Below are 24059 nucleotides of genomic sequence, written 5' to 3'. Positions count from 1 at the left end.
TCATTGCTAAATGCAGTATTTTTCACTACTATTATTCTATAATCATTGGAGATATATTTTGCGTAGAGTCCATTTAATCATGATGTTTGTTTTACTGACGTTTGTCGGTCAAACTTTTGCGTCTGTGATTATGCCTGGTACTATGCCAATGAGTTCAATGACGACTTCAAATATGCCTGCTGAAAATGGCAAAGCATGTCATGACGCTAGTATGCAAATGAATATGAACATGGATATGAACGATGGTGCGGATGATAGTTGCTGCGCCCAGGCGTGCCATTGTCCTGTCGGCTCATGTTTATCAGTCGCTTTAACGATGGCCATGCCAACGCTTAAATCAGAAGTCAGCTTAGTTAATTCTGCAACAATGTTTACCTCAGCACTAATGCCTCAGTATTTTTCATCTTTATACCGTCCTCCAATATTTGCCTAACATAGGCACAGTTACGCCTTTTTTTTGCTAACTGTCCTAGCCAATCATGTAGTTTCAATTTTTTAACTTTTTCGGTTAATAAACTGACATTAAACCGCGTTGTTTAATGTGACGAAATTTGATTTGGAGGCAATATTATGTCTGCTCTATATCGCAATGCTATTCGTTTTTTTCGTGTAATAGGTACTATTTTTATTCTGCAAATTATGGGAGGGATGTTACCTGCCCATGCAGCGGAGCCCGGCACTACGGCGCCATTACTCACTGTTTATAAAGATGCTAATTGTGGCTGTTGTGAGAAATGGCTAGCGCATATTAGTGAACGTGGATTCAGTGTTGATGCCTACAATATTAACAACCTTTATGAGTTTAAACTGTCAAAGGGTATTCCTGCTTCCATGCAATCTTGTCATACCGCAGTGTCATCTCAAGGTTATGTGTTTGAAGGGCATATCCCTGCAAAATTCATTAGTCGTTTTTTAGCCACCCCCCCTAAAGATGCTATCGGCCTAACCGTACCCGCTATGCCTGTGGGCAGCCCTGGTATGGAGTACCAAGATAAATTTATGTCATACCAAGTCTTACTGTTGAAAAATGATGGCAGTAGCCAGGTATACGCCCAAGTGAACTCGCTTGAGGAGTCTGTGCAATGAAATCGCAATACATGATAAAGCCCATGACTCAAACGACAAACAGTGAACTCAACAACAGCCGACGCAGGTTTGTGTTTGGTGCATCAGCCATGTTGGCATTGATGTCGACCCCTTTCCCTAAAAATGCTTTTGCCAATGCATTAAGCCAATCGTTGAGCCAGCTTTCTGGCAAAGTGTTCGACTTATCAATTGACTATAAAATGGTTAATTTTACCGGGAAATCTGCTCGAGCCACTGTGGTCAACCAATTGCTGCCCGCGCCGTTATTGCGCTGGAAAGAAGGTGAAACAGTCACCTTAAGAGTAAAAAATAACCTCGACCATGATAGCTCTATTCACTGGCACGGTATTATTTTACCCACCGAAATGGACGGTGTGCCTGGCTTTAGCTTTGATGGCATTAAACCCGGTGAAACATTTGAGTATCAATTTACCGTCCAGCAAAGTGGCACATATTGGTATCACAGTCATTCAGGCTATCAAGAACAAACCGGTTTATTCGGTGCTATTGTGATTGATCCTGCGACCCCCGATCCGGTCATATATGACCGTGACTATGTGATCATGCTGTCTGATTGGTCTGACGAAGCCCCTGAAAACATTTATGCCAAATTAAAGAAACAAGCCGATTACTATAATTACCGTGAGCGTACGGTAATGGATTTTTTCTCTGACGTGAATAAAAATGGCTTAGCCAATACGTGGAACGCTCGTTCGATGTGGAATAACGCGCGCATGAGTGACAGCGACATATCTGATGTTACTGGTTCAACTTACACCTATTTAATGAATGGCAATCCTCCGCAACAGGGCTGGCAAGGGTTGTTTGAACAAGGTGAGAAGGTGCGCTTACGCTTTATAAATAGTTCTGCTATGACCATATTTGATGTGCGTATACCGGGCCTAAAGATGAGTGTTGTCGCCAGTGATGGTCAGAACATTCAACCGGTTTCTGTGGATGAATTTCGAATCGGTGTTGCTGAAACCTATGATGTGGTTATTGAGCCAGAGGTTGATAATGCTTACTGTATTTTCGCTCAAAGTATTGACCGCACCGGCTTTACGGTAGGTAACCTTACTTCAGATGCCAGTTTACATGCTCTTATTCCACCAATGGATCCAAGGCCAGTCCTTAGCCACAGTGATATGGGCATGGACATGAGTGGTATGGACATGAGTGGTATGGATATGAGCGGTATGGATCATAGCAAAATGGACATGGGCGCAGGTGATATGTCAGGCATGGAACATAGCAAAATGAACATGGGTGGCGGTGATATGCCAAGCATGGACCACAGCAAGATGGCTATGGGCGGCGGTGATATGCCTGGCATGGATCATAGCAAAATGGCTATGGGCGGCGGTGATATGCCTGGCATGGATCACAGCAAGATGGCTATGGGCGACGGTGATATGTCAGGCATGGATCACAGCAAAATGGCCATGGGGACTGCTAAAGCGACAGTCTCAGGATTAGGGCTTGCAGGCTTTGGCAGTAACAATGAAATTAAACACATTGACACCGAGTTCGGCCCACAAGTGGATATGCGTGCCGATGCCCCAAAAAGTGGTTTACACGATCCCGGGATTGGATTGCGTGACCATCAACAACAATTTAATCGCAAAGTATTAACTTATGGCGATATTAAAGGCTTACATCCTACCTACGACACGCGCCAACCTAGCCGCGAAATTCAACTGCATTTAACCGGCAATATGAACCGATATATGTGGTCTGTGAATGGGGTGAAATTTATGGACGCCGCGCCATTAGAGTTTGAATACGGAGAAAGACTGCGGATCACCTTAGTGAACGACACGATGATGACTCACCCTATGCATTTGCATGGTATGTGGAGTGAGTTAGAGACAGGCGACCCTGATTTTATTCCCCGTAAGCACACGGTATTAGTTCAGCCGGGTTCTAAGATCAGTTACTTAGTCACCGCCGATGCAAAAGGGCAATGGGCATATCATTGCCACTTGTTATTCCACATGCCAGGCATGTTCAGAAAAGTCGTGGTGAAATAAGGGGAATACAGATGAATAAAACGAATTTAGTGGCATTGGGACTGTTGAGTCTGAGCGCCTCATTGGCTAGCTCAGCTGTGTTTGCCGGCGGTAATGATGATCCTCTATTAACAAAAGTCATGCTGGATCAATTTGAAAAAGGCGTGGATCCGCAAGATCCCACCCAGTTTAGTGCACAAGCCTGGTTAGGTTACGATTTGAATAAGTTGTGGCTTAAAACCGAAGGTGAATATTCAAATAGTGATAAGCAAGACCTTGAAATTCAGGCTCTTTACAGTAAGCCCATCGCACCATACTGGGATGTACAATTCGGTATTAAAACCGATATCAAACCGACGCCGAACCGTAATTGGGCTGTGATTGGGGTTCAAGGGTTAGCGCCATATTTTTTTGATATTGATGCGGCCTTATTCATCGGTGATCAAGGCCGTACGGCTATGCGTGTGAGTGCGGAATATGAACTGTTAATCACTCAAAAATTGATACTCACACCTGAAGTAGAAGTTAATTTATTTGGTAAGGACGATGCTGAACTTGGAATAGGCTCAGGCTTATCTGACGTCAGTGCAGGGCTGCGATTGAGATACGAGATTGTTCGAGAGTTCGCACCCTATATCGGTGTGGATTGGCGTCAGAAGCTCGGTAATACCGCCGATTACGCCCGAAATGAAGGGGAAGAAACACAAGAAACCCAGTTTGTTATTGGTTTTAGAGCTTGGTTCTAAGACCTCGTTCGTACACTGAGTTATAAGCTTGGCGCCAAGATGTTAGCTAAGCCAATATTTAATCATTTATGTAAACCGTTTTTCGATCGTTAAAAACAATATAAAAGGAAATATCATGAAATTATTTAACAACGTTTTAGTCGTAACAAGTCTATTCCTGAGTGCTTCAGCATTTGCTCATGTCGGACTGGGTAGTTCTATGCCCGCTAACGGTGCGATGCTAAGTCAAGCCCCAACAACGCTTGAACTGACCTTTACGGCTCCGGTACGTTTGGTCAAATTAACAATGCAAGATGAGAAGCAGCAAAGCGTACCGCTAACATTACCTTCAAGTGCGACCAGCCAAGCAGCATTTTCATTCGCTCTACCAGCATTAAACGCAGCTAATTACACAGTTAACTGGATGATCATGGGTGACGACGGTCATAAGATGAAAGGCAACATGAGCTTTATGCTTCACGACTCTGGCATGAACACTCGCAGTGCACCGCCTATGACAATGGAGCATGAGACTAGCGAGCACACTGCACATCAATAAGTGGATGAGTAAACATGATATTAACCGTATTTGAAATATCGGTGTTGATATCTAAATGGGTTATCTATCTGAGTGTTGCCGCCGTTATTGGCGGCACATTGATGCAATATCTCATTAAGGGTCAACCGAACCTTGGTATTAACGTTGCAAAATATACCTTCGTAGGTGCCGTTTTGGGGTTGATTGCCGTCAGTATCAACTATTTTGCTCAAGTAGGGGCTTTTGCTGAAAGTGGCTTGACGGGAATATTTGATGCGCAGATGCATGCTTTTCTTTGGCCAACCCAGGTAGGGCAAACGGTGCTTTGGCGCTTAATCGGTTTTGGGATAATGCTAGTGGTTAGTGGTTTACTGTTACATAAGAACCGTTATATCAAAACGTTTTCTGCGGTATTAGCGATTCTCAGCTGTCTGTTAATTGCTGTCACGTTTACTTTTATTGGCCATAGCACTGAGCTGGGATTGCTTGCTCAAGGCTTAATATTGATACACGTGTTGATCATTGGCAGCTGGATAGGCGCTTTTTATCCATTATGGAAATTATGCAGCACCGATGACAACATCGTCATAAAAAATGTCATGGATACATTTGGTCGTTTAGGCATAGTGATTGTCATTCTTGTGTTGCTCTCAGGCATGGGAATGGTGTGGATGTTGTTTGATAGTCCCACTGAATTATTCAGCTCCGATTATGGTATTGCGGTCACCATCAAGCTCTGTTTGGTGGCTATCATTTTGCTTATAGCAGCATGGCATAAATTGGTTTTAGTACCGAAATTAACGATTGCGAACCCATTACTCGCAAAACAAAAACTACAAAAATCGATTGGATTAGAAGCATTAATAGCAGTACTGATATTAGCGACAACAGCGGTACTTTCGAGCGTGCTAGGTCCTATGAGCCTTGGATAATCACTATAAATTAACAGAGAGATAAAAATGAAGAATAGCCCTTTAACAATACTCATAACGACCGGGATATTACTGATGTCAGCAGGACAAAGCACATTGAGCTTCGCCCATGGTGATGAAACTCACCCTATAGAACAAAAAACGTTTATCGGTGTTGATTCCGCCGCGGGTAATGTTGTCAAACAATTTCATGTTGCATTACAAACGGGCAATGAGGCTATTGTCAGGCAGTCATTAGCTGTCAATGTGCAAATTTATGAAGGTGGAAAAGTAGAACGTTCACTTACGGATTATGCCAATCATCACATGCTTGCAGATATGGCCTACTTAAAAGGGTTAACCATAACGCCAAAAGAACACCAAGTAACGATTACAGATGACATTGCTATTTCAACGTCAATAAGTCACGCCCAAGGTGAATATAAAGGTAAAAGTATTGACTCAATGACCATGGAAACGCTTGTGTTAATTAAACAAGCGGATGGTCATTGGAAAATAACCCACGTGCACTGGTCGTAACTAATAAAAGTTTCATCAACCAGATAAGGGATTATCTTGAGCTTCTTTGTAGGTGCTCCCAAGAAAACCACAAAGACTCGGATCATGTTAGTGCATGATATTTTATGGAAAAGGATTTCCATTTTTTATATAAAAAAAGACCGGAATAACTCCAGTCTTTTTTGATTTTGCATTCAAATATTAACTTTCAATAAGTTGCATAGTAGTAATGCAAGTTCTATCATTATTGAAAGTAGACAGTACCTCTCTTGCCACTCTTTCGCTTCCGTCTTTTGCTTTATGATAAATATTGAATGCTAAGTTTTTATCTTTTGGAACCCAAAAGTCTATAAATCCATCAGGTTGTGTCGTCACTTTTTTGTCTATTAATGTTTCACCTGTATCAGTATCAATCATGACAACTTTCATTACTTGATTTTTTATCTCACCGGTACAACCTGTTAAAACATGATTAGTACATGGATGAGAGCTATTAATGTACGGAGCTATTGAAAGAAAGAATTGATCTTTTGGTATTGCTACAAAACTACTTTTACCATCTGAGAAAGTTGCAACTATTCTATTGGGTAAAACTTTTATCATTATCCCTTCATTATTTTTATATAGTGTATGTGCTGTTGTTACAGCACTCTTATAATCTAAATCTTTAAACGTTTCTGAATTTATTGTGGCGGCATATGATTGACTTGAAAAAGCAATTATAAGTCCTAGTAAAATATTTTTTTTAATCATGATATGAATCTTCCTATGTTGTTTTTGTGAGATAATATATTTTGTTTAAATGTGTTTATCTATTTTTATTGTAATGTTTGTAGTTTATTTTATATTGATCGAATTAACATTTTTGATATTAATTTAATATTTTTTGTTATTTTAAATCTTTCCTTTAAGTGCTTTTTTAATATTTCCTCCACCTAAGTTTTTAACTTTGGTTTTAAACCTATGTCTTATTTTAATTTGTTATTTTTGTGAGTTTAATATTTTTTGTTGTGAAATGGATCACTGTTAAAAATGTTTTTATTTGTATTATTGATTGGGTTTGTAATTTATTTGTTTATCTTCGGTTTTTATTTTGCTCAATATAATTTCTTGTTTGTAACTTAACGTTAATAAGGTTTATATGTTTAAATATAATAAATATTTTTTGGTGATATTAGCAATGAGTAATAATGCATTCTCTAATGGTGATATTGAAAGTTTTTCTGAATGGATACACAATGGTAATGTTGGAGGTACAGCGAAATCGTACTATTTCGAACAAGATTTTGACGATTCAAATGCAGAGAATAGCTCGATTTGGGTGAATGGTGGTAATGTTACTTTTAATACATCAGAGTTTAATGGGTTTAAATTGGGAGGAGAAGTACAGGGATCATACGTTAGTAACATCAATGATGATGATGATAGAACTGCGGGCAGTATAAACGCACAAGGACTTGTATTATCAGAAGCTTTTTTGAAATATCAGTTTGGTGGTACGGTGTTTTCTGGAGGTAGACAACACTTTTCATCACCCTTGATCGCTAACTCAGGTTCAAGATTGATAAAAGAGTCTTTTGAAATGTATCAGGTATCTTCAAGTCATTTTGAGGATACTGATATTTCGATTGGTTATGTGACTAAATATCAGACTCGAACAGATAAATCATTTTATGTTGATAATGAATTTGTTGATTTTGATTATAATGGTTCTGGTTCCCCTGGCGACTTTTATAAAATAGGTAATGATGGCGTCTTTTTCGCACAAGTTAATAAACGGATAGCTAAAAAAGTTAAAATTAACTCACAGTACGCAAATGTAATAAATGAAGTCCAAGCACTTTATGCGGATGTAGAATATACATTGCCAACTAACTTTAACAGTTATATTGCGGTGCAGTACTACAAAACTAAGTGGGATAAAAATGAACTAGTTGATAATGATCTTTTGGGCTTTAAAGTAGGTTTCAGCCAAGGGGGAGTAGATTTTTTCGCTGGTTATACATTAGCTGGAGGGAATGAAGGAGAAAATAGAGTTTTTAGAGGCATAGGTCAAGGAGCTTATTATCAGTTTACTGCAACTACTAAAACTGCGGGTGTTGCTGCATTTGAAGCGGGCACAAATTCGTATCAACTGGGGTTAGGTTCTACTATCTCTAATATTAAAGGTAAATTATTTTATACATCTTTTGACAATCCCATAGTTGGAAAAGATTTAAATGAATGGACGGTTAATCTTGCATATCAATTTGATGGTAAACTAGCTAATTGCGGTATATCAGTTGATTTTTCAATATTGGATTATGAAAATAATCAAAAAGATGCTACTGATTTAAGGACAAAATTCTCTTATAGCTTTTAGCGGTTATAACTTATTAAAAATTTTATTTTTGATAAAGGTTGATTCCCTGTCAATGTTATTTTAATTGTAAATTCAGGCCGTATTAATCTGCTTGGATTTACAATTTTACATGATAAATTACCTCTAGATGATTAAAAGTGATCAAAAACTTGTCGGTTGATAATTGTCTCAATGTCCACTTTTACAAACGACCTCCACTGGAGTGTATTTTAGAACTAAGTAAATTAAATCACAAACCGACGGATATTTTATAACTATTTTACATCACTAGCAGTAGTGGCTAAGAAATATCGGCTGCTACTTTATAAGACTACTGTAGAGGTTAAATTACGTTTGTAACTCAAACTTGTTTTTGCCCCTTTGTGAGTTACTGGAAGTAAACAGTACCGTTAAGTCACACGCCAGTGGGCCTACTTTTGCTCATTGATAAATGGCAACTTAGTATTACTTTTGATTAGACATCTATATCAATGCCCATTTTTCAATTTTCCGCGCTCGTTTATTTAGCTCCACTCTGGTAGAGTTCTTATGAATCAATAGCTTTGATTTAGAGAAGCTTAAATGATAGATAGGAACCTGTACATGCGCGATGTGCCATTTATACTTTACAAACAGCACATCGCATAAATACTAAAACTTTAATGAGCTGGAGAAGTATCAAACTATGTACGTTGGTAAATGTCTGTGTGCCGAAGTGATGGTTAAAATAAATGGACCGATAAGCGATATTATTCATTGCCACTGTTCTTTGTGTCGGAAGAATAGCGGTACAGCATATGCCACTAACGGTTTTATCAATAGAGCTGATTTTGAAATAGTAACAGGTGAGAATAGCTTAACTACTTTTGCGTTTAAACCTGGTCGAAATAGACATTTTTGCACAAAATGTGGTTCACCAGTATTCAGCTCTAATGATCAAGATCCTAATCGACTTAGGATTCGTTTAGGTATATTGGACTCTGATATAGCTGAAAGACCAATTTCGCATAATTTTGTTACGTCAAAAGCTAATTGGGAAGATTTTGATATCATGTTGCCAAAAATATGAAACCTTTGAGCCAAATCGAAACTAGCTCATTAACTAAGACGCTTCACGGAGCCAACAGAGGCTTCAATTGAGCGCATAATCCATCTTGAATCAGCCAAGCTTAAAGATGTATGATAGGAAAATATAATGAAAAGGAATTTCAATGAAAAACTTACCCACTACTCAACATCAATTGACAAAAATCTGCTCTGTAACCCAGAGTCAGCATCAAAAAAAGAAAGTTTCTATGGAATGAAGTATGCCAATCAACTTGTACTAAGCATCGACTAAGTCCAACAAGCAATTTATGCCTTGCAAACAGCGCAGCGTATAAATTCTTAAACGTTAGGCATCAAACAAGGAGTTACATATTATGTCAAAATGGGCAGATTATCTTATTTCAGCAGTGCGTTATAATTCAGAACATTCTCATATTGAGCAGTTAAAAGCTCATGAGGATAAAGATGATAAAGTGGTAGAGGGAACAACGTATAGTAGGCAAGCAATTGTAGATGCGATAAATACAGGTACAACTTTCCTAACTATATATAAGAACGGTAAAGGTAATTATGACAAAGGGCAAAAAGTCTATGTTATAAATGTTAACGGGACAGGTTACTTGAAAACCGTAGACAACAAGAAAGAAGATGATAATCTTGAGAACCTTCCTGAATTTTAGCCTCCAGTCCCCACACTGCATTTGGCTCCGCACAAGGCAGTTCATTTAGAACACCTAATTAAAGATTCTGGTTAGGATAATGAACTGCGACCTATCCATCTCTTAGTGAATATAATCCAGTTTCTTCAGATATTCATTACTCAGCTCGCTCTATCTGGTGTTTTCGAGCTAAGCCAAGCTGGATTTGTATTAAAATATCTTCCTGTTTGGAAGATTCAGTTAGTACGTAAAAGACCAATAAAAACAATATCTTTGACGATTTATTAAGAAAAAGGTATCTTGGCTTGAAAATTCGAAATAGATTAAACAAATTATTTTTCAATTTAGGTTTCATGTAAAATTATAATATCAAGCTGCATTCATGCTGTGGTGGTATTTTGTATTGGTATAGGGTGTTATTTAGGATTTTGTGCACTAGCAGCAACTATTATTTTATCTTATGATTTTCGAAACCAGGTACAAAAAATCTTTGCTGGTTATGTAAAATAACTTCATTATTTTTTAACCATAAATGATATTGTTTGCCAACTAGTAAATTATCGGCGGGCGAGCAGTCAACATTCCAATGCCTGAGAAAATATCCCATTAAGGCCGCTTTTACAGTCACTCTATGTTCACCATTTTGCATCGCATAATCTAATTCAATAGAGCGTGGATTCTGCAATAATGGATGAGGTACCAAAACTAGCCTAACTTCGCTATTCCATTCAGTATCATTAGTTTTTTTTTCATAGCTATTAACCTTACTTTTGATTCCTTTAACCTTTTCAATTCGAGTGATAACAAAATCAGAAAATAGGTCTTTTTCTCTGTCATAAGCTCTAAAATGCCATCTTTCCCCATTATTAACGACAGAGTGAGGAATAATGACTGCTCGGCGCTTCCCTGATCGAACAGAGTAATACTCAATTTCTATAGGAATAGCGCTAGCCATAGATCTCGTTATTGCAGAAACGATTTCAACCTTCGGTTTTGTAATCATTTCTAGAGTTTCACTACTCAAACATTGTTCATGTGTTTTCTGAGTCAGACTTTGCCTTTGTCCCGTTAATTCTAACAATGCAACATTAACGTCAATTTCAAATTGTTGAGTAAAGCTTCTTTGATTGTATAGGTATGCTTTGAGTTTGTTATCGTAAGTGCAATTATCAGGGCTGTACTTTTGATAGTCTATTAGATCTCTAGTTGCGGCAGCGTCACTAATTTGGAACCTTTCCTTCAATGTCTTCCTTGTAATTGTGCCTACAAATAATAAATTGAGTTCAATAAAAGCTAATCGCTCTTGACGATTTACAGGGAGTAATTGCATGTGCTTATGCCTGCTATTTATAGATATTGACGATAAAATTAGCACTTATCCTAAATAATAACAACATCAAAATGATCTGGTGGTTACTTTTTCCACATCTTTATGCTTGCGATCTTTTTTTGATCCGATTATAATAAAATTAATGGAAACACTACATAGTGTGCCTGTAGTGGCACACTAATTTTGGCCACCTAAATAGAGGTGATATTATTACCTCGTAGATGACTTTAGGTGAACACATGAGATCGACAACCAGAAAAACATTTAGTGCTGAATTCAAACTTGAAGCAGCCCAATTAGTCCTCGATAAAAACCATAGCATCATCGAAGCTGCAAAGGCGATGAACGTAGGTAAGTCCACTATGGATAAATGGGTGAGACAGTTAAAACTAGAACGCCAGGGTGGCACACCAAAAGCATCTCCGATTACCCCTGAACAAATTGAAATCCGTGAGCTGAAGAAGCAAATAGCTCGTCTTGAGGAGCACAATCTTATCCTAAAAAAGGCTACCGCTCTCTTGATGTCAGACTCGATGAACAATTTACGCTAATCAGCGAACTCAAGCAGAGCCACTCTATTCTCACAATTTGTAATGCATTCAAAGTACATCGAAGTAGCTATAAGTATTGGCTAAAAAGAAAAGAACATATTGATGCAGACTTTACTATTTTATGTAGTGAAGTGAAGGCCGCACATCGTATTAGTCATGGCTCTGCCGGTGCTCGAACGATAGCGCAATTAGTGACTAACAAAGGGATTGGTCTCAGTCGTTATCGAGCCCGTAATCTAATGAAAAAGCTTGGGTTATTAAGCTGTCAGCAGCCTAAGCATTCTTATCGGAAAGCGACACAAGAGCATGTTGCAATCCCCAATACGCTTAATCGACAGTTTGCAGTAACTCAACCAGATCAAGTGTGGTGTGGCGACGTGACGTATGTTTGGGTCGGTAATCGTTGGGCCTATCTAGCTGTTGTTTTAGACTTATTTTCCCGCAAACCTGTTGGATGGGCTTTGTCATTATCACCAGATAGTGAGCTGACCTGTAAAGCTTTGAAAATGGCATTTGAGTTAAGGGGTAAGCCTGAGAATGTGATATATCACAGCGATCAAGGTTCGCATTACACAAGCTTGAAATTCAGACAATTAATATGGCGTCTTCAGATTGAGCAAAGTATGAGTCGCCGCGGGAATTGTTGGGATAACGCACCAATGGAGCGTTTCTTTAGAAGTTTGAAATCTGAGTGGATACCCGCCAGTGGTTATGGGAATTTTACAGAAGCAGATAAAGAGATCACAAATTACATCACTGGATATTACAGTGAGACAAGACCCCATCAATATAATGGTGGGTTAACGCCAAATGAGTCAGAACGTTTATATTGGAATGACTCTAAAACCGTGGCCAATTTTACTTGACCACTACAAAAAGAAGGTGTTAGTTTCTATGAAGTAGGCCTACAAGGTGGAACTATCTATTGGTGGGTGGCTGAATATGGTTTTGTAGTGGCTGTAGGAGAGGAACAAAGTCTCATACCAAGTATTAAAGAATCATACTAAGGATTAAAGTACCATTCTAAATAGCAGCGATTTATGGCCATAAAATCAATAAAGTCATCCTTATTCTACCAGTTGGCTGTAAAACTGATGAGGCCGCTTTTGGGGCTTGCAATCATTTTCCTGTTCATTATTCGCACTAGCGGAGAACAGTTTCCACAAGTCAACAGTCAGTGAGATAAATCGTTAATAGAAGCGCTTAACAACATCCAATTGGATAGCCAAAATTATATAATCTGACCGCTAGAGAGAGCAGTTATGAACATGCAATACTCACACTGCACATGATGAAGGGTCACTCGTGATTAATCTCTAAGTAATTAGCTAAAAGTGTATAAAACCGAGTCTATAGTCGTTTATCAATGGTTTAATTATACAAATTGCAATTAAGTGTATTTTAATTTTAGATTTGTTTTTGTTAAATGTTCATGTTTAAAAGGGGTTTTCACTCACTCACTCACTTTTTGGTGTGGTATTTTAGTGGGTATTACCCTTCTGAGGAATACATAAATAGACATCGAATAACGAATAACCCAGCCTATATGCTGGGTTATTCTTTATTGCCTTTAAAATTAACCTGTTGGTACCTTAATGCTGTTAATGATCGATAATTACGACTCTTTTACCTTTAACTTAGTGCAGTATTTTCAGCAACTAGGGCAAAAGATAGTGGTGAAACGTAATGATGAAATTAGCTTAGATGAGATTGAAGCCCTCGCTCCAACTCATCTGGTGATTTCCCCAGGTCCCTGTTCTCCAAATGAAGCGGGGATTTCCCTCGCGGCGATTAAGCATTTTGCGGCGCGTTTACCTATTTTAGGTGTGTGTTTAGGGCATCAAGCCATGGCTCAGGTTTTTGGCGCTAATGTTGTGCGTGCCGAGCGAGTGATGCACGGTAAAGTGAGTACAATTGAACACTGTGGTGAGCGATTATTTACAGGGCTAAATCACCCTTTGACTGTGACAAGGTATCATTCATTACTTGTGGATGTGGTACCTGAGGATTTTGTGCTCGACGCTTGGTTCGATGATCCTGTTTATGGGCGGGAGATAATGGCAATGAGCCATCAACACTTACCGCTTTATGGAGTGCAATTTCATCCAGAGTCGATTTTAACCGAGCAAGGACTCGATCTCTTAGCAAACTTTTTATCTTTATCACCAAGCTCCAAGTAGTTTTTTATTCACCCTTTTATCATTCTCTGTTACAAGATTTATCCCTCCTTTTACGTCAATTTAGCGGTTAAATATGATATAAGTGCCGCAAAACCACGCCAAACAGACAAATACATTTTGGCTGTTGCGATAACAATAAAAGGAAGGATGAATGAAAAGCGTAATCCGAAATTTGGGTTTAAGTGCACTGGCTGTTTCCGTGTTAGCGGGTTGTGCCGCAACATCAACAGAAACGTCAACTCCCACACCATTGCCGCAGGTATTCCAAGTCCCATTGGCGCAACCTCCTCAAGTTTCACAGGCGCTGACGCTTAATCAAATTATGGCTAATCCTGATTGGATGGGGATTTTCGCCAAAGAGGCTTACTGGAGTGATGATAGTCAAAGCGTACTTTTTGCCCGTCAAGCCAGTGCTGCACCTTTACGAAGCTATTATCAGCAAGGTCTTAATGATAATAGTGCGGTTGAGTTAGCCGTCGATAAGCTACATACAGCCGATCAGCAATTTGGGGTATTAGATCCCACTAAATCCCATAAAGCTTACCTCTATCAAGGCAATATTTTTGTTAAGCAGCTAAGTACAGGCAAGATCACTCAATTGACTCGCCAACGTATTGCTATTGATGGTGTGCGTTATTTGAATAATGGCGATATTGCATACTGGCAGGGTGATAATGTTTTTCAAATTCATCAAGATACAGGTTTAGTTGAACAGCTTGCCGAAATCAAAATGGCAAAAGCGCCTGAAGGTGTAAAAGAGCCTAGTACCTATTTAGCGAAACAGCAGCACAGATTAATTCAATACGTGGCACTGCAACAAGAAAACGCTAAAGCTAAGGCGAAGTTCAATGAGGAATTACAAAAAAACGATCCGACTCTTGCGGCCAGCACTTGGTATTTAGGTGATAGCGAAGTGGTTTCTGAGCTTAGCCTTTCCCCTGATGGACGCACTATTTTAGTGGTGTTAACCGATAAAAATAATAATGGTCGTAACGAGCACGACATTATGCCTAACTATCTAGGCGCAAAAGGATATATTGATCCTGTGCCTGTGCGCGCACGTGTTGCTGAAGACCCTCAACCAGGGCAACGTTTTGTATTGCTTGATCTAAATCAGCATAAACAAACGGATATCACCATTGAAGGCCTTACCGGATTCGATGAGGATGTACTGGCAAAGGTTAAAGCAGAGAATGCCAAGGCCAAGGGTGAAACCTATCAAAGCACTAAAGTGCCGCGTAAAATTCAGCTAATACAGGATTGGGGCTGGACACAAAGCGCAATTCAATGGCATGAGTCGGAAACTAAAGTCGTCCTAATGTTGGAAGCCACAGATAATAAAGATCGCTGGATAGCCAGTGTCGACCTGTCAAAGGGAAAATTTATTACCGAACATCGCCTCCATGATGACGCTTGGGTGAACTATGACTATAACCAATTCGGTTGGTTACCAGGGACGGATACGCTTTACTATCTGTCGGAAGAAACTGGCTATTCGCAGCTCTACATTAAACCACTGGGTGGGAAGCCACGTGCCTTAACCCAAGGTAAGTTTGTAGTGAGTGATATTATGCTATCACCTGATGCTAATTTTATTTACTACAAAGCAAACCAAAATCATCCCGGTATTTATAATGTTCACCGCGTGAATATATCAACGGGCAAAAATGAGCAATTAACTCAGTGGGATGGAAATTTAGATTACAGCCTAAGCCCTGACGGGACTAAACTGTTGCTCAATGCATCACGCCGTACGCAGCCAAATGAACTCTATATTCAACCTATCGGCGGTGAACTAAAGCAACTGACCTCTTATACGAGTGATGCCTTTAAAAACTACCCATGGCAAGCGCCTGAAGTGGTGGCAGTGCCTTCAAATCATGGTGCGGGTAGTATTTATACGCGAGTATATTTACCCCAAGGTTATGACAAATCCCGCGCTGAGAAATATCCGGCAGTGATTTTCAACCATGGCGCAGGTTATTTACAAAATGCGGACTATGGCTTTAGTGGGTATTTTCGCGAGTTTATGTTCCATAACTTACTAACTCAGCAAGGCTATGTGGTGATGGATATGGACTTCCGGGGTTCTAAAGGTTATGGCCGTGATTGGCGTACCGCTATTTATCGCAATATGGGGCATCCTGAGGTCGAAGACTTAAAGGATGGTGTCACTTGGATGGCGACCCATACGAATGTCGATACCAAACGAGTCGGCACCTATGGTGGTTCCTACGGTGGATTCTTAACTTTCATGTCGCTGTTTACCGCACCAGACCTATTCCAAGCAGGAGCCGCACTGCGTCCTGTAGCCGATTGGGCGCACTATAATGCCCCTTATACCTCTAACATCTTAAACACGCCCGATGTGGATCCTATTGCCTATGAGCGTAGCTCACCGATTGAACATGCTAAAGGATTAACTAAGCCACTGTTGATTATGAGTGGTGTGATGGATGATAACGTCTTCTTCCAAGACAGTGTTCGTATGGTGCAGCATTTGATTGAACTAGAAAAGCCTATGTTTGAAATGGCGATTTATCCCGTTGAGCCCCATGGTTTCCGTCAGCCGTCGAGTTGGTTAGATGAATATCGTCGTATCTATAAGCTGTTTGAACAAGAACTCAAATAAGCGGGTTTAGCCCTCAGTTAAGGCCTCAATAAGAGGCCTTTTTTATTTTGGGGCCGCTAAAGTTGAGCGGTATTAAGCAGTATGGCTTGCTTGTTGCTAAGATTGAGAGTGTGTGCTGAAATTGTAATGATTTTGAGGGTTTTAGAGTATTGGCGCCACATGGCATGGCTATATAGGACAGATTGATAGTGGCGATTTCGGTAGCGGGTGGCGTAAGGCCCGGCAAGATTATAGAGATAGAACATAGGCTCTATCAGCAATTAATCCTCGGCAAACAAAAGGCGAGCCCGACACTATTGGATGAATTGGATAGGGAGCTTGAGGCTGATGCCAATAAGTTGGATGTCGAGCGCGAAGCGATCTTGGCGCGTTTGATGAAACAAATCCAAGCCAGAGAGCTGTTTGAAGTCGTTTCTAAACAATTGACCGCAACCGTTAATAACGCCATTGAACATCAATTAGCTTCCCCTGAGTTGGTTTTGGTGAAGTCGGATATCAATGAATCACAAATTCTGTTGCTAGAACTACTACTCGCAAAAAATCTCGATGTAACACGATTACGACCGCTTATCAGTAACTTAAGCTGGTTATGTCGCGATTTAACCAATATGGTCAACAGTCCCGCTTTCCGTGCCCATAGACCTCAGAGTTCTGATGTGCGCGTCACTGATATGAAATTGGTGATGAATTACATTGGGGTAGAGAATCTTCGCACCATTATTCCCTATTTTTGCTTACGTAACTGGTTGCCCAGTGGCAATGCTAAATTGCTGTGGACCACACGTAAACTGTGGCGTTATAGCATTGTCAGTGGTATCGCAGCCAATGCACTGGCTCAGCTTCATAATACTGACTCAGCTCTGGTTTATAGTAGTGCTCTGTTAAACCAGTTAGGCACGTCGGTTGTGCTGAGTTTAAGTGCGCGTTTGTTCGATAAGACGTGGGGTTCTTGGATACGAGAAGCCAGTAGCAGCCGGGATAAAGAAGTATACGATGCTGTGATAGCAACAGAATTTCCAGCAAAAGCTGTTTTTGAACAAGTGTTAAGTCATGGACTTAAACTTAATTGGCAATTATTAGAGCTGCTTGAGTTTGAAAATAGCCCATTAACGCGGTTATTAAAGGAGCTTGATCAAACCTTAAGCTATCGTGAACTTTCGTCCCAAGCGGCGATTGTCGCACGGGCTAATTGTTATGCTAAGGTGGTGTTACTTGAAGAAATGCGCCAGATAGAGCCGCAAGAAAAGCGTTTAATGTTCGATTATTACGAGTTAACAGAGCAAGAAGTGCTGCGCTTAAAAGCGCAAAATTATAGAAAGTTAGATTTGCTGTAATCGACCCTTCGATATAAGTGTCGAGGTTATGGCACTAGATGGAGGGCATATGTCAAGCTGGCAAGCATCTGTATTAAACACTATTTTATCCTATGTTGCCCGTCCCTCGATTAGTCGGGGCAAGGCGAAAGTCCCCTTAGCACAAGTCCGGAAAAAGCTAATTGAACTGGATAAGCGTTGGATTACTTGGCCCGATAAATTAGTCAGTGCCGCCGTTCCGCTAGGGCATTCGAATCTACTGCACTATGCGCACCTTAATAAATTACCCCTGTTAGGAAATCTCTTTTATGTCCGTGGTGGCGGTTTTTGTTTTAAAACGCCCCACGCCCATGCAAGACTCGTTGCGGATATAGGTCAGCGTTGTCAGTTAGATATCTATATTCCCGATTATCGTCTTGCTCCTGAACATCCTTTCCCTGCTCCCTGTGATGATGTCATGGAGGCATATCTACGCTTAATCGACTTGAAAGGTGCAGATAATGTGGTTTTGATGGGGGATTCGGCGGGGGGCAATTTAGCGCTAAGTTTGTTGCTCGAGCTTAAGCGTCTTAATTTACCGCTTCCTCAAGCCTGCGTACTCTTATCTCCCGCGTTAGATTTGGCGATAACCGGTGACACAGAACTTATTCTCGCCGCCGATGATCCCTTTTTTACCATAGAGTCATTGCTGCGTTTACGCGGCGCTTATCTTGCCGGAGGTGATCCTATGTCGGCAAGAGTTTCACCCTTGCAGGGGAACTTGGCTGGTTTACCACCGCTCTTAGTTATCGCTGGAACTCGGGAATTGCTATTACAGGATTCGGAGCGGTTAGTGGCTCAAATTAAAGCCTGTGGTGGTGAGATACAGGGCATTTTCTACCCCAATATGCCCCATGTATTCCCTATGATTGATTTATTACCTGAAGCCCTTGAAGCAAGGGCGCAAATCAGTCATTTTGTGCTTTCACATTTGATTCGTTAAAATTGTGTAGTTATTCATATTTAGTGAATAGCTAGCAAAAATAGGGGTAAATAACTTTTTTTGTGACTAAATATGCTGCAACCCACTGGCTTAAACGCTTGTATAGTTCTTAAACTGCAATCTTTATGCACTTTGTATCAAAGCATAGTGATTGATGTTTGTGAAAAACTGGTATTTTGATCACATTTTCGCTAATAATGGCTATTAACAGACACAAGCATTCCCTGTATCACTAACTCTAGATAAAGATACACAGGGTATTCTGACGGCGCCCGATGCCGCTAAACAAACACAAAGGATGAAGAAGAATGAGCGTTGATATGAAGTTAAACCGTGCCCAATTTGACGCAGTTATGGTGCCTAATTATGCACCAGCTGCTGTTATCCCAGTACGTGGCGAAGGAAGCCGAGTATGGGACCAAGAAGGTAACGAGTTTATCGATTTTGCCGGTGGTATTGCGGTAAATTGCTTAGGTCATTGTCATCCAGCTCTCGTTAATGCGCTAAAAACTCAAGGTGAAAAACTGTGGCATTTGTCCAATGTTATGACGAACGAGCCAGCATTAGAATTAGCAACTAAGTTAGTGAATAGCACTTTTGCCGAGCGAGTCTATTTTGCCAACTCCGGTGCCGAAGCTAACGAAGCCGCATTAAAATTAGCTCGTCGTTATGCCTTAGAGAAACACGGTATTGAAAAAGACGAAATTATTGCTTTCGATAAAGCTTTCCATGGTCGTACTTTCTTCACCGTGAGTGTTGGTGGACAAGCCGCTTACTCGGATGGCTTTGGCCCTAAACCACAGAGTATTACGCATTTGCCATACAATGATATCGCAGCATTAGAAGCCGCCATTTCGGATAAAACCTGCGCCATTATGTTAGAGCCGCTGCAAGGTGAGGGCGGTATTGTCAGTGGCGATCCTGCCTTCCTTAAGGCGGTACGTGAACTTGCCAACAAGCACAATGCCCTCGTGATTTTTGATGAAGTCCAAACGGGTGTTGGTCGTACTGGCGAGCTTTACGCTTATATGGGAACCGAGATAGTGCCGGATATTCTCACCACGGCTAAGGCTTTGGGTGGCGGTTTCCCTATCGCAGCTATGCTGACTACGACTGAAATTGCTGAACATTTGAAAGTGGGGACCCATGGTTCTACCTATGGTGGTAACCCATTGGCCTGTGCTATTGGTAATGCGGTATTAGATGTAGTAAACACTCAAGAAGTGCTAGATGGTGTGAAACATCGCGAGCAGTTACTGCGCGATGGTTTAAATAAAATTAATGAAAAATATCATGTTTTTTCAGAAGTTCGCGGTAAAGGTTTACTCTTAGGGGCAGTTCTTAATGAACAGTACCAAGGTCGTTCACGCGACTTTTTGGTTGCCTCTGTCGCCGAAGGCTTAATGAGTCTGATGGCGGGTGCTAACGTGGTGCGTTTTGCTCCTTCTCTGGTGATCCCCGAGGCAGATATTGCTGAAGGTCTAGCTCGTTTTGAACGTGCTGTGGCCAGCATAGCTGCCGCCTAAATGACCGAAGGAGTGCTGAATTTATTCGCACTCCTTTTTTGTCAGGGAATGCTTGCGTGCATCACTACCTGTCTAATTAAGATAGGTACCTTGGTGCGCAGCAAGCCAAAGTGAGGAGACACTAAGATGTTAATCATACGTCCTATTCAGGCTGGCGATTTTGAGGCTTTATATCAAATTGCCGAAGAGTCTGGTCATGGTTTTACGTCATTACCTGTGAATGCTGATTTGCTCAAACATAAAATTGCCCGAGCAGAAACCTCATTCGTCAAACCCGTAGAGGCTCCCTTCGACGAAGGCTATCTGATGGTATTGGAAGATAGCGCCACTCGTGAAGTCGTAGGAACGTGCGCCATTGAGGCCGCAGTGGGAATGGAAGATGCCTTTTACCATTATCGCCTCGGCACCGAAGTCTATCATTCCGAGCAAATTGATGTGCGTAATGAGGTCGAAACCCTCACTCTTTGCCATGATTACACCGGTGCGGCCGAATTATGCACCCTGTTTTTGCGTGAGGCTTATCGTAAAGGTAACAATGGCCGCATGTTATCCCGCAGCCGCTTTCTGTTTTTAGCCCAACATGCGAAACGTTTTGGTGAAACTGTGATCGCGGAAATGCGTGGTGTGAGCGATGCTAATGGCCATTCACCCTTTTATGGTTGGCTACAAAAGCACTTTTTAGGCATTGATTTTATTCAGGCCGATTATCTCTCAGGCCTTGGTAAAAAAGCCTTTATGGCCGAAATGATGCCACGAAATCCTGTCTATGTTTGTCTGTTACCGGAAGAAGCGCAAAAAGTCATTGGTGAAGTGCATACCAATACCCGTCCCGCGTTGAGCCTACTGCAGGCAGAAGGTTTTAGATGTCGTGGGTATGTGGATATTTTTGATGGTGGTCCAACGGTTGAGTGTCGTTTATCGGACATTCGCGGCGTGCGTGAAAGTCGTTTATTGACCGTCGATATTGGTGACATGCTTGAAGCCGATACTCAATTTATTATCTCCAATACCCAATTAGCCAACTACCGTGCGACAGCGGCGTATTTGGCGGTGGACGATAAATCCGAACACATAGTAATTAGCCCTGAACTCGCAGCGGGTTTGTTGCTCGCAAAAGGCGATCAAATCCGTATTTTGGCAATGTAGGAATCTCAAATGACACATTATATTCAAGGCCAGTGGCATGCTGGTAACGGTCATGACGTGACCTCAATCAACCCTGCCAATGGTGAAACTATTTGGTGCGGAAAAACTGCCACCGCAGAGCAAGTTAACGCCGCGGTTGATGCTGCCCGCACTGCGCAATTTGATTGGTTTATGTTAGGTTTTGATGCGCGCTTAGCCATTGTCGAAGCGTATCGCAGCCAACTGGAAGCCAATAAAGCGGAACTGGCTGAGACCATTGCCCAAGAAACCGGCAAACCTCAGTGGGAAACGGCAACCGAAGTCGGTGCCATGATAGGTAAGATTGCGCTATCGGCAGCGGCCTATAATAAACGTACTGGCACTGAAGCGAACGATACTCCGGCAGGGCGTGCGGTTATTCGCCATAAACCCCATGGCGTGGTGGCCGTATTTGGACCTTATAATTTCCCAGGTCATCTGCCTAATGGTCATATAGTGCCTGCGTTACTTGCTGGGAATACCGTGGTGTTTAAGCCATCTGAACTCACGCCTAAAGTCGCTGAGTTAATGGTCACGCTTTGGGACAAGGCGGGCTTACCCGTAGGTGTCATCAACTTAGTTCAAGGTGAAGTGGATACGGGCAAGGCGTTAGCATCCCACCCTCAGCTCGATGGTCTGTTCTTTACTGGCAGCTCGCGTACAGGTCATGTTCTGCATCAACAATACGCCGGTCATCCGGGCAAGATTTTAGCGCTTGAGATGGGCGGTAATAACCCGCTTATCATCAAAGGGGTACAAGATATTAAGGCCGCAGTGCACGATATTCTGCAGTCGGCTTATATCTCATCGGGCCAACGTTGCACCTGTGCGCGTCGTCTATATGTAGAGCAAGGTGAACATGGCGATGCTTTGATCGCCATGTTAGTCAATGCGGTCAAACAGATTAAAGTCGGTCCTTGGAATGCGCAGCCACAACCTTTTATGGGCTCAATGATTTCTGAAACTGCCGCTAAGGGTATGGTTGCGGCGCAGGCGAATCTGTTGAACTTAGGCGGCGTATCTTTGGTCGAGTTAACCCACCTAGAGGTGGGTACTGGTTTAGTGTCTCCTGGCCTTATCGATGTGACTGCGATCGATGCATTGCCGGATGAAGAATACTTCGGACCTCTGCTGCAGCTGGTGCGTTACAGTGATTTCGATCAGGCGATTAAACTGGCTAACCAAACACGTTACGGCTTGTCTGCGGGTCTACTCGCCGATAGTCGTGAAGATTATGACTATTTCCTTGCACGCATTCGTGCAGGGATTGTTAACTGGAACAAACAAATCACTGGCGCATCGGGCGCGGCACCTTTTGGTGGCGTAGGTGCTTCGGGTAATCACAGAGCGAGTGCATTTTATGCCGCCGATTACTGTGCTTACCCGGTCGCTTCGGTCGAAGCCGATGCCGTGAGCTTGCCGGCGACATTAAGCCCAGGTTTGAGCTTGTAAGCGGGTAGAGATTTGACTTTTATGTGGTAAAGAGGAGGAAGGACTAATGTTCTTCCTTTTTAATAACAAGCAGTAACGTTACTTGAGTTTCTACTGTGGGTATGTGTGGCGCTGCAACAGTGGCACTTAGGTCGTTACATTTAATGTTTGCGGCAAAATAACAGCAATAACCGCAAGCAAATAAAAGGAGTTTTTATGCATACCGACATCAACGCATTATTTGCCGCTCTGTGGCAAGACTATATTCAAATGACCCCTTCTGCGGCAAAAGTGCACGCGTTGTTGGGTCATGGTAAGCCGATCATCAACGACCATATTGCACTGCGTACTTTCAATATCGCTAAGGTAAATTTGGATGTGCTGGCTAAGCATTTCACTTCGTTAGGTTATGTGGCTTGTGGTGATTATAAGTTTGAGCAGAAAAAACTGGTGGCTAAGCATTTTGAACATCCAGACTCGACTCAGCCTAAAGTGTTTATCTCTGAGCTCTTGGTTGAAGAATTTAGCCCTGCGCTACAAGCGACCATTCAAGGCTTAATTGCTCAAGTTGATGATGCTGCCACTACGGCTGACAACTTTATTTACTCGGGTCGTCATTGGTCATTGGATTCTAAAACCTATCAAGATTTATTATCTGAGAGTGAATATGCTGCTTGGGTGGCCGCTTTTGGGTACCGTGCCAACCATTTCACTGTGTCTATCAATCACCTCGAAGGTTTTAAAACCCTTGAAGCGGTAAATGACGCACTGAAACAGGCTGGATTTGTGCTTAATAGTGCAGGTGGTGAGATCAAAGGTTCAGCCGATGTTTTGTTAGAACAATCTTCGACTATGGCCGACAGGATCTCTGTAGAATTTAGCGATGCTAAGGTTGAAATTCCAAGCTGCTTCTACGAGTTTGCCCTGCGTTATCCTATGGCTAACGGTGAGTTATATACTGGCTTTGTGGCGGCTTCTGCTGACAAGATCTTTGAAAGTACCAACGTGAATAAAGCCTAACTTCATCAGGGCATAATCTCGCTTTGAGTATAAAAAACGCCATCAATTCGATGGCGTTTTTTATTTATGTTCTAAAGACAGTATTCCAAACAAGG

Annotated in this window: 20 protein-coding genes and 1 pseudogene; 19 read left to right on the top strand and 2 right to left on the bottom strand. The window is 41.5% G+C overall.

The window, feature by feature from the left end; all coding sequences use genetic code 11:
- Positions 1–58 precede the first annotated feature (58 nt).
- The 7 genes from L2744_RS12080 (at position 59) to L2744_RS12050 (ending at position 5809) form a co-directional block, all read left to right on the top strand.
- A complete protein-coding gene (locus tag L2744_RS12080; protein WP_220492622.1) occupies positions 59–433 on the top strand; it encodes a hypothetical protein in 375 nt (124 codons plus the stop codon).
- Positions 434–570: 137 nt separating this feature from the next.
- Entirely contained in the window at positions 571–1086 is a 516-nt protein-coding gene (locus L2744_RS12075; protein ID WP_248992135.1) for a DUF411 domain-containing protein, read from the top strand.
- Positions 1083–3116 (top strand): copper resistance system multicopper oxidase, encoded by a 2034-nt coding sequence (locus tag L2744_RS12070; RefSeq protein WP_248992134.1) that lies wholly within the window; start codon positions 1083–1085, stop codon positions 3114–3116. Before L2744_RS12075 ends, L2744_RS12070 begins: the two co-directional genes overlap by 4 nt.
- A gap of 11 nt (positions 3117–3127) precedes the next feature.
- The gene (locus tag L2744_RS12065; protein WP_182680749.1) at positions 3128–3841 is read left to right on the top strand and encodes a copper resistance protein B; all 714 of its coding nucleotides are present in this window, start codon (positions 3128–3130) and stop codon (positions 3839–3841) included.
- Between the two features lie 115 nt (positions 3842–3956).
- A complete protein-coding gene (locus L2744_RS12060) occupies positions 3957–4379 on the top strand; it encodes a copper resistance CopC family protein (RefSeq protein WP_182680750.1) in 423 nt (140 codons plus the stop codon).
- Between the two features lie 14 nt (positions 4380–4393).
- Positions 4394–5290, top strand: a complete 897-nt coding sequence (locus L2744_RS12055; protein WP_248992133.1) for a CopD family protein — start codon at positions 4394–4396, stop codon at positions 5288–5290.
- A gap of 75 nt (positions 5291–5365) precedes the next feature.
- Complete coding sequence (locus L2744_RS12050) at positions 5366–5809, top strand: YybH family protein (RefSeq protein ID WP_182680752.1); 444 nt, start codon at positions 5366–5368, stop codon at positions 5807–5809.
- Positions 5810–5989: 180 nt separating this feature from the next.
- On the opposite strand, the gene L2744_RS12045 is transcribed toward L2744_RS12050, so the two are convergent.
- The gene (locus L2744_RS12045) at positions 5990–6541 is read right to left on the bottom strand and encodes a CueP family metal-binding protein (RefSeq protein WP_248992132.1); all 552 of its coding nucleotides are present in this window, start codon (positions 6539–6541) and stop codon (positions 5990–5992) included.
- Positions 6542–6968: 427 nt separating this feature from the next.
- Here L2744_RS12045 and L2744_RS12040 point away from each other — a divergent pair, with 427 nt between their 5' ends.
- From L2744_RS12040 to L2744_RS12030, 3 genes and pseudogenes are all read left to right on the top strand, one after another.
- Positions 6969–8150 (top strand): OprD family outer membrane porin, encoded by a 1182-nt coding sequence (locus tag L2744_RS12040; RefSeq protein ID WP_243638418.1) that lies wholly within the window; start codon positions 6969–6971, stop codon positions 8148–8150.
- Positions 8151–8814: 664 nt separating this feature from the next.
- A pseudogene (locus L2744_RS12035) lies at positions 8815–9223 on the top strand (GFA family protein).
- 327 nt (positions 9224–9550) lie between these two features.
- Positions 9551–9856 carry a DUF3892 domain-containing protein gene (locus L2744_RS12030; protein ID WP_248992131.1) on the top strand — a complete coding sequence of 102 codons (306 nt, stop codon included), beginning with the start codon at positions 9551–9553 and terminating at the stop codon, positions 9854–9856.
- Positions 9857–10283: 427 nt separating this feature from the next.
- Here the strand turns inward: L2744_RS12030 and L2744_RS12025 are convergent, their stop codons facing one another.
- Entirely contained in the window at positions 10284–11165 is an 882-nt protein-coding gene (locus L2744_RS12025; RefSeq protein WP_248992130.1) for a BrxR family transcriptional regulator, read from the bottom strand.
- 239 nt (positions 11166–11404) lie between these two features.
- Between L2744_RS12025 and L2744_RS12020 the strand changes: the two genes are divergently transcribed.
- From L2744_RS12020 to L2744_RS11980, 9 genes are all read left to right on the top strand, one after another.
- A protein-coding gene (locus L2744_RS12020; protein ID WP_220732761.1) for an IS3-like element ISSba5 family transposase occupies positions 11405–12582 on the top strand; the annotation gives its coding sequence in 2 pieces (ribosomal slippage) (positions 11405–11663 and positions 11663–12582; 1179 coding nt in all).
- A 729-nt stretch (positions 12583–13311) separates the two neighbouring features.
- Positions 13312–13896 carry an anthranilate synthase component II gene (locus L2744_RS12015; protein ID WP_248992129.1) on the top strand — a complete coding sequence of 195 codons (585 nt, stop codon included), beginning with the start codon at positions 13312–13314 and terminating at the stop codon, positions 13894–13896.
- A gap of 151 nt (positions 13897–14047) precedes the next feature.
- On the top strand, positions 14048–16528 hold the full coding sequence (locus L2744_RS12010; protein ID WP_248992128.1) for a S9 family peptidase: 2481 nt from the start codon (positions 14048–14050) through the stop codon (positions 16526–16528).
- Positions 16529–16716: 188 nt separating this feature from the next.
- Positions 16717–17862 carry an HDOD domain-containing protein gene (locus L2744_RS12005; protein WP_248992127.1) on the top strand — a complete coding sequence of 382 codons (1146 nt, stop codon included), beginning with the start codon at positions 16717–16719 and terminating at the stop codon, positions 17860–17862.
- Positions 17863–17911: 49 nt separating this feature from the next.
- A complete protein-coding gene (locus tag L2744_RS12000; RefSeq protein WP_248992126.1) occupies positions 17912–18823 on the top strand; it encodes an alpha/beta hydrolase in 912 nt (303 codons plus the stop codon).
- A gap of 308 nt (positions 18824–19131) precedes the next feature.
- On the top strand, positions 19132–20349 hold the full coding sequence (locus tag L2744_RS11995) for an aspartate aminotransferase family protein (protein ID WP_248992125.1): 1218 nt from the start codon (positions 19132–19134) through the stop codon (positions 20347–20349).
- 126 nt (positions 20350–20475) lie between these two features.
- Positions 20476–21495 carry an arginine N-succinyltransferase gene (gene astA / locus L2744_RS11990; protein WP_248992124.1) on the top strand — a complete coding sequence of 340 codons (1020 nt, stop codon included), beginning with the start codon at positions 20476–20478 and terminating at the stop codon, positions 21493–21495.
- A gap of 9 nt (positions 21496–21504) precedes the next feature.
- Entirely contained in the window at positions 21505–22965 is a 1461-nt protein-coding gene (gene astD, locus L2744_RS11985; protein WP_248992123.1) for a succinylglutamate-semialdehyde dehydrogenase, read from the top strand.
- Positions 22966–23160: 195 nt separating this feature from the next.
- The gene (locus L2744_RS11980; RefSeq protein WP_248992122.1) at positions 23161–23964 is read left to right on the top strand and encodes a DUF1338 domain-containing protein; all 804 of its coding nucleotides are present in this window, start codon (positions 23161–23163) and stop codon (positions 23962–23964) included.
- The last annotated feature ends 95 nt before the right edge of the window (positions 23965–24059 follow it).

The organism is Shewanella profunda (assembly GCF_023283765.1).
Taxonomy (GTDB): Bacteria; Pseudomonadota; Gammaproteobacteria; order Enterobacterales; family Shewanellaceae; genus Shewanella; species Shewanella profunda.
Note: the sequence above shows the minus strand (reverse complement) of the source record. Positions and strands in the feature narration are given on the sequence as shown.

What these genes read in the sequence shown, in the direction of transcription:
- L2744_RS12075 (WP_248992135.1), top strand. Translation starts at nt 571, where the DNA reads ATGTCTGCTCTATATCGCAATGCTATTCGTTTTTTTCGTGTAATAGGT.
- L2744_RS12070 (WP_248992134.1), top strand. Translation starts at nt 1,083, where the DNA reads ATGAAATCGCAATACATGATAAAGCCCATGACTCAAACGACAAACAGT.
- L2744_RS12065 (WP_182680749.1), top strand. Translation starts at nt 3,128, where the DNA reads ATGAATAAAACGAATTTAGTGGCATTGGGACTGTTGAGTCTGAGCGCC.
- L2744_RS12060 (WP_182680750.1), top strand. Translation starts at nt 3,957, where the DNA reads ATGAAATTATTTAACAACGTTTTAGTCGTAACAAGTCTATTCCTGAGT.
- L2744_RS12055 (WP_248992133.1), top strand. Translation starts at nt 4,394, where the DNA reads ATGATATTAACCGTATTTGAAATATCGGTGTTGATATCTAAATGGGTT.
- L2744_RS12050 (WP_182680752.1), top strand. Translation starts at nt 5,366, where the DNA reads ATGTCAGCAGGACAAAGCACATTGAGCTTCGCCCATGGTGATGAAACT.
- L2744_RS12045 (WP_248992132.1), bottom strand. Translation starts at nt 6,541, where the DNA reads ATGATTAAAAAAAATATTTTACTAGGACTTATAATTGCTTTTTCAAGT.
- L2744_RS12040 (WP_243638418.1), top strand. Translation starts at nt 6,969, where the DNA reads ATGAGTAATAATGCATTCTCTAATGGTGATATTGAAAGTTTTTCTGAA.
- L2744_RS12030 (WP_248992131.1), top strand. Translation starts at nt 9,551, where the DNA reads ATGTCAAAATGGGCAGATTATCTTATTTCAGCAGTGCGTTATAATTCA.
- L2744_RS12025 (WP_248992130.1), bottom strand. Translation starts at nt 11,165, where the DNA reads ATGCAATTACTCCCTGTAAATCGTCAAGAGCGATTAGCTTTTATTGAA.
- L2744_RS12015 (WP_248992129.1), top strand. Translation starts at nt 13,312, where the DNA reads ATGCTGTTAATGATCGATAATTACGACTCTTTTACCTTTAACTTAGTG.
- L2744_RS12010 (WP_248992128.1), top strand. Translation starts at nt 14,048, where the DNA reads ATGAAAAGCGTAATCCGAAATTTGGGTTTAAGTGCACTGGCTGTTTCC.
- L2744_RS12000 (WP_248992126.1), top strand. Translation starts at nt 17,912, where the DNA reads ATGTCAAGCTGGCAAGCATCTGTATTAAACACTATTTTATCCTATGTT.
- L2744_RS11995 (WP_248992125.1), top strand. Translation starts at nt 19,132, where the DNA reads ATGAGCGTTGATATGAAGTTAAACCGTGCCCAATTTGACGCAGTTATG.
- astA (WP_248992124.1), top strand. Translation starts at nt 20,476, where the DNA reads ATGTTAATCATACGTCCTATTCAGGCTGGCGATTTTGAGGCTTTATAT.
- astD (WP_248992123.1), top strand. Translation starts at nt 21,505, where the DNA reads ATGACACATTATATTCAAGGCCAGTGGCATGCTGGTAACGGTCATGAC.
- L2744_RS11980 (WP_248992122.1), top strand. Translation starts at nt 23,161, where the DNA reads ATGCATACCGACATCAACGCATTATTTGCCGCTCTGTGGCAAGACTAT.